Source organism: Azospirillum sp. (assembly GCF_035627195.1).
In the GTDB taxonomy this organism is placed as follows: Bacteria; Pseudomonadota; Alphaproteobacteria; order Azospirillales; family Azospirillaceae; genus Azospirillum.
Genome location: NZ_DASPMG010000265.1, coordinates 1 through 12503, shown reverse-complemented (window position 1 = coordinate 12503; position 12503 = coordinate 1). Strand labels below are relative to the sequence as shown.

General features: G+C 70.4%; 12 protein-coding genes and 1 pseudogene. 11 read left to right on the top strand and 2 right to left on the bottom strand.

Features of this window, described 5'->3' with window-relative positions:
- Window positions 1–280: pseudogene (locus VED21_RS23960) on the top strand (hypothetical protein); the annotation flags it as partial.
- Window positions 281–315: 35 nt separating this feature from the next.
- On the opposite strand, the gene VED21_RS23955 reads toward VED21_RS23960, so the two are convergent.
- Both VED21_RS23955 and VED21_RS23950 read right to left on the bottom strand, forming a co-directional pair.
- Window positions 316–1188, bottom strand: coding sequence for a ParB/RepB/Spo0J family partition protein (locus tag VED21_RS23955; protein ID WP_324886766.1), 873 nt, complete (start codon window positions 1186–1188; stop codon window positions 316–318).
- The gene (locus VED21_RS23950) at window positions 1181–2221 is read right to left on the bottom strand and encodes a ParA family protein (protein WP_324886764.1); all 1041 of its coding nucleotides are present in this window, start codon (window positions 2219–2221) and stop codon (window positions 1181–1183) included. Before VED21_RS23950 ends, VED21_RS23955 begins: the two co-directional genes overlap by 8 nt.
- Before the next feature lie 211 nt (window positions 2222–2432).
- Between VED21_RS23950 and VED21_RS23945 the strand changes: the two genes are divergently transcribed.
- The 10 genes from VED21_RS23945 (at window position 2433) to VED21_RS23900 (ending at window position 12377) form a co-directional block, all read left to right on the top strand.
- Window positions 2433–3668 carry a helix-turn-helix transcriptional regulator gene (locus VED21_RS23945; protein ID WP_324886761.1) on the top strand — a complete coding sequence of 412 codons (1236 nt, stop codon included), beginning with the start codon at window positions 2433–2435 and terminating at the stop codon, window positions 3666–3668.
- Between the two features lie 29 nt (window positions 3669–3697).
- On the top strand, window positions 3698–4819 hold the full coding sequence (locus tag VED21_RS23940) for a calcium-binding protein (protein WP_324886759.1): 1122 nt from the start codon (window positions 3698–3700) through the stop codon (window positions 4817–4819).
- Window positions 4820–5007: 188 nt separating this feature from the next.
- Entirely contained in the window at window positions 5008–5823 is an 816-nt protein-coding gene (locus VED21_RS23935; RefSeq protein WP_324886757.1) for a class I SAM-dependent methyltransferase, read from the top strand.
- Window positions 5824–5983: 160 nt separating this feature from the next.
- Window positions 5984–6445, top strand: coding sequence for an Lrp/AsnC ligand binding domain-containing protein (locus tag VED21_RS23930; protein ID WP_324886755.1), 462 nt, complete (start codon window positions 5984–5986; stop codon window positions 6443–6445).
- A 151-nt stretch (window positions 6446–6596) separates the two neighbouring features.
- Window positions 6597–7553, top strand: a complete 957-nt coding sequence (locus VED21_RS23925) for a LysR substrate-binding domain-containing protein (protein WP_324886753.1) — start codon at window positions 6597–6599, stop codon at window positions 7551–7553.
- A 205-nt stretch (window positions 7554–7758) separates the two neighbouring features.
- On the top strand, window positions 7759–9054 hold the full coding sequence (locus VED21_RS23920) for an ABC transporter substrate-binding protein (RefSeq protein WP_324886751.1): 1296 nt from the start codon (window positions 7759–7761) through the stop codon (window positions 9052–9054).
- Window positions 9055–9073: 19 nt separating this feature from the next.
- Complete coding sequence (locus tag VED21_RS23915; RefSeq protein ID WP_324886750.1) at window positions 9074–9976, top strand: branched-chain amino acid ABC transporter permease; 903 nt, start codon at window positions 9074–9076, stop codon at window positions 9974–9976.
- A 4-nt stretch (window positions 9977–9980) separates the two neighbouring features.
- Window positions 9981–10955, top strand: a complete 975-nt coding sequence (locus tag VED21_RS23910) for a branched-chain amino acid ABC transporter permease (RefSeq protein WP_324886748.1) — start codon at window positions 9981–9983, stop codon at window positions 10953–10955.
- Entirely contained in the window at window positions 10952–11695 is a 744-nt protein-coding gene (locus tag VED21_RS23905) for an ABC transporter ATP-binding protein (RefSeq protein WP_324886746.1), read from the top strand. Before VED21_RS23910 ends, VED21_RS23905 begins: the two co-directional genes overlap by 4 nt.
- A 4-nt stretch (window positions 11696–11699) precedes the next feature.
- Window positions 11700–12377 carry an ABC transporter ATP-binding protein gene (locus VED21_RS23900; RefSeq protein ID WP_324886744.1) on the top strand — a complete coding sequence of 226 codons (678 nt, stop codon included), beginning with the start codon at window positions 11700–11702 and terminating at the stop codon, window positions 12375–12377.
- Window positions 12378–12503: the final 126 nt, after the last annotated feature.

Genomic DNA, 12503 nt, shown 5'->3' with positions numbered 1-12503 from the left:
CACCCACGAGCCGGCGCAGCTGGCCATGTGGGAGCTGGCCAAGCGCGGCGGGCTGACGGTGCGCGCGGCGCGCGAGAAGCGGCGGGCGGTGGCGGCGGAGGGGCCGGTCACCCTGCCCCGCGCCATCGCCGCGGCGCGCCGGGTGGTCGGCGTCTTCGCCCGGCTGGAGCCCACGGAGGAGCCGCTGGCGATGGCCGACCGCGACGCGCTCCTGGACCTGCGCCGCCGCATCGACGCGCTGCTGGGTGAAGGTTCACCCCAATCCCGGCCTCAGTCCTGACATCAATCCGGGCCGGCTTTGCGAACTCGCAAAAATCAGCCCAGTTCGCCCAGTTCGCGCAGCATGGCCGTGACCTCGTCGTGAAGCTGCTTCAGCTTGGCCCGCTGCCCGGCGTCGAGGGCGGTGGCGTTGCCGCGCAGCGTGCTCACGTCCCGGGTCATGGCGTCCACCCGCTTCATGGCTCGCGCCACGAGGTCGGCCGGCGGACCGGCTTGCGATGCTCCGGCTTCCGATGCTCCGGCTTTCGGCGCGGCCCGCTTCATCGCGCGCAACGCCAGCGAGCTGTCGCCGTTCTTGACCGCCTCCCACATGGCGCGCTGCAGGTCGGCGTCCTTGACGGAGACCAGCTCGTCCAGCTTCGCCTGGGACAGCTTGCCGCGGTGCTCCGCGAACTCGGCCAGGATGGAGCCCGGCAGGTCCTGGATCGCCAGCATGCGGCTGAGGTAGCTGATGCTCTTGCCGGTGGCCCTGGCGAGGTCCTCCAGCCGGGCGTGCCGCTTGCGCAGCTTCGCCAGCGCCGCCGACAGCTCGATCGGCGTCAGGTCGACGCGCTGGATGTTCTCCAGCAGCGCCAGCACCTCCGGGTCCCTGGCCGAGGTCACGAAGGTGGGGATCGTCGGCCGCCCCAGCAGCTTGAAGGCGCGCAGGCGGCGTTCGCCGGCGATCAGGGTGTAGCGGCCGGCGAGGGGAGGGCGCACGCAGATCGGCTGCGCCAAGTCGTGTTCGCGGATCGATTCCGCCAGTTCCGCGATCTCCTCGTCGGAGAAGGCGGTGCGCGGCTGGTCCGGGTTGCGGTCGATCAGGTCGACGGGGATCTGCTCCAGCCGGCCGAACAGGGCGCCGGCGGTGTCCGCCAGCTCGTCGTCGCCGGGCAGCTTGATGTTCTTGAGGTTCAGGCCCTTAGCCATGGCGCGCCTCCTGCGCGGCGTTCGACAGGGAAACCAGCGTGTCGGCCAGCTGGCGGTAGCCTTCCGATCCCGGCGCGTCGGGGAACAGCTCCAGCGCCGGGCGCTGGACGGCCATGCCCTTGGGGTACTCGGCGGCGTCCTTGATCGGCGCGAACAGCTTGATGCCGGCGGAGACGGCGGTGCCTTCCAGCCGCTTCAGCATTTCCTGGTCCAGCGTCCGGCGCGCGTTGTAGAGCGTCGGCAGGATGCCCAGCACCGTCAGGTTCGGGTTGGCCGTGCGCCGCACGTCCTTGATCGAGCGGAACAGCATGCTTATGCCGACGACCGACAGGATCTCCGTCTGGCTGGGAATGACCACGTAGTTGGTGGCGTTGAGGCCGGCGACGGTCATGACGCCCAGGTTGGGCGGCAGGTCGAGCAGCATCAGGTCATAGCGGTCGGCCACCTCCGCCAGCTTCGCCTTCAGCAGCATGCTGGCGTTCGGCCGGCCGGCGATCACCGGTTCCTCGAACGGCATCTCGATGCCGCAGGGCAGCACGTCGAGAAGGCCGTCGCAGGCCGGCAGGATGACGTCGGCCGTGGGCACGTCGTCCAGGATCACCCGCGCCACCGTCTTGCGCTGCTCGTTGCACTGGATGGGGTCGATGCCGAAGTGGCGGGTGGCGGACGCCTGCGGGTCGCAGTCGACCACCAGCACGCGCTTGCCGGCCTTGGCGGCGAGGTAGGCGGTGTTGACGCAGCTCTGCGTCTTGCCCACGCCGCCCTTCTGGTTGGCGAAGGCGACGACGATGGCCGGCGCGTGCTCCAGGCGCGCCGGGGCGCCGGCCGGGGCGCCGATGTCCGCCATGCCGGCCCGCAGCACCTCGGCGACGATCTGCGGCACGCGCTCGCCGCCGGATTCCCAACGCGACAGGCGGCTGCGGTCGTACTTGCGCCCCAGCCGCTCGTTCAGGAACGTCACGAACGCCACGGGCTCCATGCCGCGCGTTTCGCGCACCCGCCGCAGTTCCTCGCCCGTCATCACATCCGCCATGACACTCCCCCTTTCGATGGGGGTATGCATCGCAACGCGTGACGGAAGTGTCAAGCCATTTGACGGTTTTGCCGGACGGAACTCGGGCGCCCGGCGTTGCGACAACCGCCGACAACCACCCCGGTCCGGCTTCGGTTTCTCCACAAGTGATACTTGCAAGCGCATGTGTGCGTGGGCAGCGTCTCGGGTTGTGGGGGAGGGGAGGGTGCGCATGGAACGGAGACGCCGGGATGCCCTGATCGAGCGCGCGTACGACGCCGCCCTCGACGCCGGGCAGTGGGTGCCCTTCGTCGCCGACCTCGCCGGCGAGCTGCGCAGCGTCGGGTCGCTCTACGTGCACGACCCGCGTCTGCCGCGCCTGGGCTTCGTCGCCGAACACGGCATCGCCGAGGCGACGGTGGCCGCCTACCGCGCCCGCTACTGCGCGTGCAACGTGGTGCTGCCGCGGCTGCTGGCGCTGCCGGAGATGGCGGTCGCCACGCGGTCCGACGTCATGGCCGACGCCGAGTTGGAGGGCACCGAGTACTACGCCGACTGGGCCCGCCCGAACGGGCTCCACCACTCGCTCAGCAGCGTGCTGCTGCACCGGCCGGACGCGGAGATCATGCTGTCGTTCTTCCGGCCGCACGGCGATCCCGAATACGGCGGGGCGGACCGCCGGCTGCTGGCCGGGCTGGCGTCCCACGTGCGGCGGGCGGCACGGCTGTCGCTGACGCTGGCCGAGGCGCACGCGGCGCCGTCGCCGGGGCTGGAGGGGCTCGACCACCTCGGGCTGGCGGCGTTCGTCGTCGACCGCCACGGCCGGGTGCACGGGATGAACGGCGAGGCCGCGCGCCTCGCGTCGCCATCGGCGGGGACGGCGGCGGGGACGGCGGCGTGGACGGCGGCGGGCGGCGGCGGGGCGGCCGTGCGCGTGGTGCTGGACCGGCTGACGGTGGCGGAGCCGCGCGCGGCGGAGCGGCTGGCCCGCGCCATCCCGCTGGCCGCCGACGGCGGCCGTGGGGATTCGGTGATCGTCCGCCGTGCCGGCCGGCCGCCGCTGTCCATGCTGGTGGTGCCGCTGGCGCGCGGCCGCGGCGGGATGGCGGGCGTCATGCGGGCCGTGCTGGTCCTGGTGCACGATCCCGAGCGCCGCGGCCTGCCCCCGGCCGAGCATCTGGCGCGCGTCCACGGCCTGACCCCGGCCGAGGGCCGGCTGCTCGCCGCGCTGGCCGGCGGCGCCCGGCTCTCCGACTACGCCGACGAGGCCGGGCTGTCCATCCACACGGTCAAGACGCAGCTCGCCGCCCTGTTCCGCAAGACCGACACTGCCCGTCAGGCCGACCTCGTGCGCCTCGTGCTGAGCGACCCGCTGGCCGCTGCCCTGACCCGCGACGAGCCGGCCGCTGCGCCCGTCACTCGAACGAGTGATGCGCCCTCCGCCGGAGCCGGTAGGGTTCGGCCCTAAGCCGTAACCTATTGTTATCTGGAGAAATAATGGCCACGATCAACGGAACCACCGGCGACGACCGGCTGGAGGGCACCGCCGGGGACGACCTGCTGGACGCGCTGGCGGGCAACGACACCCTGTACGGCGGCGAGGGCGCCGACACGATGCAGGGCGGCGAGGGCCACGACGACTACTGGGTCGACAACGCGGGCGACCGGGTGTTCGAGGACGCCATCCCCGGCATCGACGAGGTGTTTACCACGCTGAACGGCTACACGCTCGGCAACTTCCTGGAAAACCTGGTGTTCGTCGGCTCCGGCAACTTCCAGGGCGTGGGCAACGCGCTGCCGAACCTGCTGGTCGGCGGCACCGGCGACGACACGCTGGACGGCGGCGGCTGGGAGGACATCCTGATCGGCGGCGCCGGGCACGACGACTACTACGTCGACCACGTGGGCGACCGCATCTTCGAGGAGGCGCTGCCCACCATCGACGAGGTGTTCACGACGTTGACCAGCTACACGCTGGGCAACTTCCTGGAGAACCTGATCTACATCGGCACCGGCGACTTCCAGGGCACGGGCAACGCCATCTCCAACCTGCTGGCGGGCGGGGCCGGCAACGACACGCTGGACGGCGGCGCCTTCGACGACATCCTGTGGGGCAAGGGCGGCGACGACGTGCTGATCGTCGACAACCCCTGGGACCGCGTGTGGGAGGACGCGGGCGGCGGCACCGACGAGGTGCGCACGACGCTGGCCGCCTACACGCTGGGCACGCACGTGGAAAACCTGACGGCGCTGGGCGGCGGCGGGCTGGCCGGCACCGGCAACGAGTCCGCCAACCGGCTGGCCGGCGCGGCCGGCGACGACGGCCTGTCGGGCCTGGGTGGCGACGACACCCTGGCCGGCGGTGCGGGCGACAACGTGCTGACCGGCGGGGCCGGCAACGACGTGTTCGTGTTCCAGGCCGGCGAGGGCCGCCAGACCGTCACCGACTTCGAGGCGGGCGACCGGCTGGAGGTGCACGGCCTGGGCTCCGCCGCCGACGTGCTGGCGCTGTTCGTCCAGGACGGCGCCGACGCGGTGCTGGCCGACGGCGGTTCGGCGCTGGTGCTGGTCGGCGTGGATCTGCGCGACCTGACCACGGACGCCATCATCACGGTGTGATACGGACGGCGTTGGGTTGAGCCGGAGGCGAAAACCCAACGCCATACCGCTGAAGCACAGGCCCTGAAGCACAGGGACGGCGTTTTGACGCCGGATTGACGCTCCGCCCGACGGCCGGATGACGGCGGCCGGCGATCCTCCTTCCTCGAGAGACCCACCCCCGACCGGGGACACTTGAGGAGGAAACCATGGACGGCCACGTCACCACCGCCCCCGCCATTCAGCCGCACAACGAACGCGCCGCCGCCGTGTGGAGTTCGGGCGGCCGCGATTACGAGGAGATCATCCGCGGCGTCTACGACGGAATCGACGCCACCGTGGCCGCCCTGGCGCCGCGGCCGGGCGAGCGGATCCTCGATGTCGCGACCGGCACCGGCATCACGGCGCGCGCCTGCGCCCGGCGCGGTGCCTATGTGACCGGCATCGACATCGCCGCCGGCCTGCTGGAGGCCGCGCGCACCCTGTCCGGCGGCCTGGACGTCGACTACCGCGTCGGCGACGCCGAGGCGCTGCCGGTGGCCGACGGCAGCTTCGACGCCGTCGTCTCCACCTTCGGCGTCATGTTCGTCAACAAGCCGGAGGCGGCGGCGGCCGAACTCGCCCGCGTGTGCCGGCCCGGCGGCCGGCTGGCGCTCGCCACCTGGACGCCGGACGGCGCCATCGCCGAGATGTTCAAGGTGATGCGCCCCTACATGGCGGCCCCGCCGCCGGTGTCGCCCTTCGAGTGGGGCCGGCGCGAGCGGCTGGAGGAACTGCTGGGCGACGCCTTCGACCTGACGGTCACCGTTGAGACCAGCCATTACGTGGAAACCGGCGGGGAGGCGGCCTGGAACACCTTCGTCAACGGCTATGGCCCCACGCGCGCCCTGGCCGCCAGCCTGGACGAGGAACGGCGCGCCGCGCTGAAGCGCGACTTCGTCGCCTTCCATGAGCGCTTCCGCGAGGGCCAGGGCATCCACGTGCCGCGCACCTTCGTGCTGACCGTCGGCACACGCCGGCCATGACGGATGCGCCGCAGGTTGGGTCGAGGTGCCGGCCGAAAACCCAACCTGCGGGCACCGCCTCCACCGCTTTCGACAGGAGTTCACACACAGCCGGATTCGGAACTTTGCCACGCTTCATATACGGCATAATATACGGCCGTGAGGCTTTTGAGGCGTGGCAATGTCGGACATTGACAAAATCGACCGCCGGATTCTGTCCATCCTCCAGGTGGATGGCCGCATCGCGGCCGTGGAGCTGGCCGAGCGCATCGGCCTGTCGCCCACCACCACGGGGGAGCGGCTGAAGCGGTTGCAGAAGGACGGCTACATCGAGGGGTTCGGCGCCCGGCTGGCGCCGCAGCGGCTGGGCTTCGGGCTCCTCGTGTTCGTCGAGGTGCTGCTCGACAAGACGACGCACGACGTGTTCGACCGCTTCACCGCCGCGGTGCGGCGGGCGCCCGAGGTGCTGGAGTGCCACATGGTGGCCGGCGGGTTCGACTATCTGGTGAAGACGCGTGTGGCCGACATGGCGTCCTACCGCCGCTTTCTGGGCGACGTGCTCCTCCCCCTGCCGGGCGTGCGCGAGACGCGCACCTACGCCGTCATGGAGGAGGTCAAGAGCGACGCACCCTTGCCGCTGTGACGGGTGCCGCTGTGACGGGTGAGCGCGGCGGGGAAAGCGCCGACGCCCGCGAACGTCGGGCCACCTCGCCGAATGCGCCGACCGGCGAGCCGCGCTATGGTGTTCTTTGCCTGTAGGCGAACGAATTGCCGGGCGGGGTTGGGAGGCGGCGATGGACATCCGGCAGCTTCGGTACTTCGTGGCGATCGCGGAGGAGCGCGCCATCTCCCGCGCGGCCGAGCGGGTGGGGGTGGCGCAGCCCTCGCTGTCCCAGCACGTCATGCGCCTGGAGGAGGAACTGGAGACGCAGCTTCTGGTCCGCGACGCGCGCGGCGTCGTGCTGACGGAAACGGGGGCGCTGCTGCTCTCCCACGCGCGGCAGATCCTGAAGTACGTCGATCTGGCGCGCGAGGACATCCGCCACCACGGCACGGCCGCGCGCGGGCAGGTGAGCGTGGCGCTGCCCGGATCGATCAGCCAGCCGCTGAGCGTGCCGCTGGTGCAGGCGGCGGAGGAGCGGCTGCCCGCCGTGTCCCTGCGCATCATCGAGGGCATGTCCGGCCACATCGAGCGCTGGATCGAGGACGGGCAGGTCGACATCGGCGTCATCTTCAACGCCGGGCACGTCCGCCACCTGTCGGTGCGCAAGCTGCTGACGGAGGACCTGTTCCTCGTGCTCTCGCCGAAGGCGGCGACCGGGCCGGTGGGGCCGAACGGCATCCTGCGCGATCCCGTGCCGCTCAGCGCCGTCGCCGGCATGCGCCTGATCCTGCCCAGCGTGACGCACGGCCTGCGCGACCTGATCGACCGCAACGCCCGCGCGGCCGGGCTGAACCTGCGCGTGCAGACGGAGATCGACGCGCTGCCACAGATCAAGAAGCTGGTGGAGCTGGGCAGCGGCGTCTCCATCCTGTCGCTGGCCGCCGTGCACGACGAGGTGCGCGAGGGCCGGCTGATGGCGGCGCGGCTGGTCGAGCCGACGATCCAGCGCAGCGTCCATCTGGTGCGCAACCCCGGCCAGCTGGTGACGCGGGCGTCCCTGGAGGTGGAGGCGCTGCTGCTGGACGTCATGCGCACCCTGGTGCGGCGCGGCCTGTGGCAGGCGTCCCTGGAAGACGTGGGCGGGTAGGGGAGTTACGCCTGCCCCTGCCAAAGCATTACCCCATCCGGCTATAGATTTTTCCTCTAAGCTCCAGAGTAAAATCATATTTCCGTCTAGCACAGTCCTGTGTGCCTACTAATTCAAAGGCAGGCGCCGCAAAGGCGCCCAAAAACCGGACGGCGCCCCTGCGGGCTGAACGCCGATCCGCTGTTGAAAAGGGAGGGCACATAGAATGCGGAACCTCTTCGCCGCAACGGCGGCGCTCGCGCTTCTGGCAACTCCGGCTCTGGCGCAGCAGAAGCCGAAGGAAATCGTCCTCGGCATCACCACCTACCTGTCCGGCCCGGCGTCCGTCTTCGGCGTGCCCGGTCGCGATGCCGCCGATCTGCTGATCGAGGAGATCAACGCCAAGGGCGGCATCCAGGGCGTTCCCGTCCGCGCCGTCTACATCGACGAAGGGGCGGGCACGGAAAACTTGCTGGCCGAGTACCGCCGCGTGTCGCAGAGCGAGAACGCCGCCTTCACGCTGGCGGCCATCTCCAGCGGCAACTGCAACGCGCTGGTCCCCGTGGCCGAGGATCTGAAGCAGCCCAACATCATGTGGGACTGCGGCACCCAGCAGATCTTCGAGGAGAAGCGCTACAAGTATTCCTTCCGCACGCAGGCCAACGCCACGCCGGAAATGCTGGCCGCACTGCTGTACCTCGTGCAGGCCAAGCCCGACTTCAAGACGATCGCCGTGGTCAACCAGGACTACGCCTGGGGCCGCGATTCCTGGAACATCTTCTCCACCGCGCTGAAGGCGCTGAAGCCCGACGTGCGCGTGGTGGCCGAGATGTTCCCGAAGTTCGGCGCGCCCGACTATTCCACCGAAATCACGCGCCTGTCGGCGCTGCGCCCGGACGTGATCCTGTCCACCTCCTGGGGCGGCGACCTCGATACCTTCGTGCGCCAGGCCGCCGCGCGCGGCCTCTTGAAGCAGAGCACCTTCGTGCTGCCGCTGGCCGAAAGCTCCCTGCAACGCCTGGGCGACACGCTGCCGGAGGGCGTCATCGTGGGGGCGCGCGGCGACCACTGGTTCCTGCACCCGGCGGCCGAGGATCCGGCGCGCCACAAGGCCTTCGTCGAGAAGTACAAGGCGAAGACCGGCAGCTACCCCATCTACCCCGTCTACCACATGGCGCAGGCCATGGCGGCGATGCAGGCCGGCTTCGAGAAGGCGGTGAAGGCGGCGGGCGGAAACTGGCCCACCAAGGACCAGCTGGCGGAGGCCATGAAGGGCCTGGAGTTCCGCGGCCTGACGCGCACGGTGAGGCTGCGCGAGGACAACCAGGGCCTGGAGGACCAGCTGATCGGCACCACGGTGCGGGTGAAGGAGTATCCCTTCGCCGTGCTGGACAACATGAAGCTGTACCCGGCCGACCTCGTCACCACCCCGGTCGGGCAGAAGTCGGAGGAGTGGGTCAAGACCCTCGACAAGGGCATGCCGACGAGCCCGAAGATTCAGACCTTCGCGTTCAAGCCGTAAGCGGCGGCGGGTTTTCCCGATGACGGAACTGCTGCTGCTGGCCGTCCTGGATGGCTTGGCCTACGCCGCGCTGGTGTTCATGGTGGCGGTCGGGCTGACGCTGATCTTCGGCGTGCTGCGCGTCCTCAACGTCGCCCACGGCTCCTTCTACGCGATCGGGGCCTACACGGCGACCAGCCTGGTGATCGGCCTGGGGGCGGCGGGGTGGAGCCCCTACCTCGCCTATCCCGCGCTGATCATCAGCGCCGTGCTGGTCGGCGCCCTGCTGGGCGGGCTGATCGAAACCGTCCTCCTGCGCCGCGTCTATGTGAAGGAGGAGGTGCTGACCCTGCTCGTCACCTTCGCGGTCTTCATGATCCTGGAGGACGTGCAGCGGCTGGTGTGGGGGGTGAGCCCGATGTTCGCCGACGCGCCGCTCAGCCTGTTGGGCACGCTGGCGGTGGGGCAGGTCTACTACACCGCCTACCAGTTGCTCCTGCTGCCGGCGGCGGCGGTGGTGGTTCTGGTGGCGCTGCGGTGGTTCCTGCGCTCCACGCTGCAGGGCCGGCTGATCGTCGCCGTGGCGCACGACCGGGAGGCGGCGATGGCCATGGGCATTAACGCCAAGCGCGTCTACATGACCACCTTCATGATCGGCGCCACGCTGGCGGCGCTGGGGGGCGCGCTGGCGTCGCCCACCACGTCGCTTACCCCCGGCATCGGCACCGACATGATCGTGCTGAGCTTCGCCGTCGTCGCCACGGCGGGGCTGGGGCAGGTGGAGGGGGCGGCGGTCACCGCCGTGCTGCTCGGCCTCGGCCGGTCCTTTGCCGTCTACCTCTATCCCGAGATGCAGGTGCTGATGCCCTACCTGATCATGGTGGTGGTGCTGCTGTTCCGGCCGCAGGGCCTGTTCGGCGTCGCCGAAATGCGGAAGGTGTAGGGGCATGGCGGCGCGCGTCCTCATCCCCGCCGTGTTGCTGGCAGTCCTGGCCGCCGTGCCCTTCACGGCGCCGGCCAGCGTGCTGCTGTTCACGCTGGCGCTGGCCAAGGGGCTGGCGGTGCTGGGCATCGTCGTGCTGCTGCGGGCCGGGCAGGTGTCCTTCGGGCACGCGCTGTACTTCGGGGCCAGCGCCTACGCCGTGGCCTTCGCCGCGCGCGCCATGCAGGGCGGCTCGGTCAGCCTGCTCCTGCTGGCCGGGGTGGCGGCGGCGGTGGTGACGGGGATCGTCGTCGGCCTCTTCGTCGTGCGCTACCGCTACATCTTCTTCGGCATGCTGAACCTGGCCTTTTCCATGGTGCTCTACTCGGTCCTGGAGAAGTTCTTCTTCATCACCGGCGGCAGCGACGGGTTGCGCGTGCCGCGCCCGACCCTGTTCGGCATGGCGGTGGAGCGGTTCGAGTACGAAACGACGCTGTTCTATCTGACGCTGGCCCTGGTCGTGCTGTGCGCGTGGCTGGTCTACCGCTACTTCCAGTCGCCGCTGGGGGAGGCCTTGCGGGCGCTGAAGTCCAACGAGACGCGGCTGGAATACATCGGGCTGTCGGCGCGCGGCGTGCTGCTGGTGGCCTACGTCATCTCGGCCGCCCTGGCGGGCCTGGGCGGCACGCTGCTGGCGCTGGTGCAGGGGCACGTGACGCCGGAGCTGAGCTACTGGGTGCGGTCGGGCGAGTTCGTGTTCATCGCCATCCTGGGCGGGGCGGGCAGCGTCGTCGGCCCCTTCGTCGGCGCCATCGTGTACGAACTGGTGCGCGCCTACGCCTCCGCCTTCGCGGCCGACGTCTGGCAGATGATCCTGGGCGGCTTCCTGCTGGTCATCATCCTGTTCGCCTCGCGCGGCCTTGTCGGGATGTACCAGGACGTGGAGGAGCGGCTGTTCAGCCGCCGCGTGGTGACGGGCGGGCGGAGGAGGCCGGTATGACGCAGCCGCTGCTGTCCGTGCGCGACCTGCACATCCATTTCGGCGGCATCCGCGCCGCCGACGGCATCGACCTGGACGTCTTCGATGGGGAGACGCTGGCGATCATCGGCCCGAACGGCGCCGGCAAGACCACATTCATCAACCTGTGCACCGGCTATTTGAAGCCCAAGGGCGGGCGCGTGCTGTTCGACGGGCGGCCCATCGTGGGCATGGCGCCGCGCCGCATCACGCGCAGCGGCATCGCCCGGTCCTTCCAGATCCCGCAGCTGTTCATGGAGCACACGGCGCTGGAAAACCTGATGCTGGCCGCGGCCTCGCGCGAGAAGACGCGCTGGCCCTGGCTGCGCCTGGGCGCGCTGCCGCAGCGCGACGAGATGCTGGACCTGCTGGATCTCTTCGGACTGGTCTCCGTCGCCGACAAGCCGATCCGCGAGTTGCCGGAGGGGGTGCGCAAGCTGATCGACATTGCCGTGGCGCTGGCCCTGAAACCGCGCCTGCTGCTGATGGACGAGCCGACCAGCGGCGTCAGCTCGGCCGAGAAGGTCGGCGTCATGGACACGCTGGCCCGGGCACTGGCCGCACGCCGGGTGACCTCCGTCTTCGTCGAGCACGACATGGAGATCGTCGAGCGCTACGCCGGCCGCATCGCCGTGTGGAGTGCCGGGAAGATCATGGCGCTGGGCCCGCCGAAGGAGGTCTTCGCCAATCCGGACGTCCTGCGCAACGTGACGGGGGTGTGACGCGATGATCGCCCTTCATGCCGTCGACGCGTTCATCGAGGGAGTGCAGGTCCTGCGCCGCACCGACCTCGCCCTGCCGCCGCGCAGCACGGTGGCGCTGATCGGCCGCAACGGGGCCGGCAAGACGACGCTCTTGCGCACCGTCATGGGCTTCGTGCCGGTGTCGTCCGGCCGCGTCACCTTCGACGGGCGCGACATCACGGGGCTGGAGCCGCACCTGCGCCCGCCCTTGGGCATCGGCTACGCGCCTGAGGACCGGCGCCTGTTCCCGACCTTCACGATCGAGGAGAACATCCTGCTGCCCGGCCAGGTCTGCGGCTTCCCGCCCGCCCGGCTGCGCGAGCGGCTGGAGCTGATCTACGAGGTGGCGCCGGAGCTGAAGGCGATGCGCCAGCGCAAGGCGGCGTCGCTGAGCGGCGGGCAGGGAAAAATGGTGGCGCTCGGCCGGGCGCTGATGATCGGCACCCGGCTGGTGCTGCTCGACGAGCCGTTCCAGGGTCTCGCCCCCGCGCTGGCGCTGAAGTACGCCGAGGCGCTGCGGGCGCTGCGCGACCGGGAGCGCGAGGTGACGCTCCTCATTACCGAATCAAACCCCAGCCTTCTGCGCAGCTTTGCCGAGACCGTCTACCTCATCGAGCGCGGCGAGGTCTCGCGGACCGACGCGCTGTCGGCTGCGCATTGAGCGGAGATGTTCCATGGCAAAGCTCTTCATCGACGGGGTGTGGCAGGCGGCCGACGGCGGCGAGACCATGCCCGTCTTCGCCCCCAGCACCGGGCAGGAGATCGCCCGCATCGCCTGCGCCGGCGC

What these genes read in the sequence shown, in the direction of transcription:
- VED21_RS23955 (WP_324886766.1), bottom strand. Translation starts at nt 1,188, where the DNA reads ATGGCTAAGGGCCTGAACCTCAAGAACATCAAGCTGCCCGGCGACGAC.
- VED21_RS23950 (WP_324886764.1), bottom strand. Translation starts at nt 2,221, where the DNA reads ATGGCGGATGTGATGACGGGCGAGGAACTGCGGCGGGTGCGCGAAACG.
- VED21_RS23945 (WP_324886761.1), top strand. Translation starts at nt 2,433, where the DNA reads ATGGAACGGAGACGCCGGGATGCCCTGATCGAGCGCGCGTACGACGCC.
- VED21_RS23940 (WP_324886759.1), top strand. Translation starts at nt 3,698, where the DNA reads ATGGCCACGATCAACGGAACCACCGGCGACGACCGGCTGGAGGGCACC.
- VED21_RS23935 (WP_324886757.1), top strand. Translation starts at nt 5,008, where the DNA reads ATGGACGGCCACGTCACCACCGCCCCCGCCATTCAGCCGCACAACGAA.
- VED21_RS23930 (WP_324886755.1), top strand. Translation starts at nt 5,984, where the DNA reads ATGTCGGACATTGACAAAATCGACCGCCGGATTCTGTCCATCCTCCAG.
- VED21_RS23925 (WP_324886753.1), top strand. Translation starts at nt 6,597, where the DNA reads ATGGACATCCGGCAGCTTCGGTACTTCGTGGCGATCGCGGAGGAGCGC.
- VED21_RS23920 (WP_324886751.1), top strand. Translation starts at nt 7,759, where the DNA reads ATGCGGAACCTCTTCGCCGCAACGGCGGCGCTCGCGCTTCTGGCAACT.
- VED21_RS23915 (WP_324886750.1), top strand. Translation starts at nt 9,074, where the DNA reads ATGACGGAACTGCTGCTGCTGGCCGTCCTGGATGGCTTGGCCTACGCC.
- VED21_RS23910 (WP_324886748.1), top strand. Translation starts at nt 9,981, where the DNA reads ATGGCGGCGCGCGTCCTCATCCCCGCCGTGTTGCTGGCAGTCCTGGCC.
- VED21_RS23905 (WP_324886746.1), top strand. Translation starts at nt 10,952, where the DNA reads ATGACGCAGCCGCTGCTGTCCGTGCGCGACCTGCACATCCATTTCGGC.
- VED21_RS23900 (WP_324886744.1), top strand. Translation starts at nt 11,700, where the DNA reads ATGATCGCCCTTCATGCCGTCGACGCGTTCATCGAGGGAGTGCAGGTC.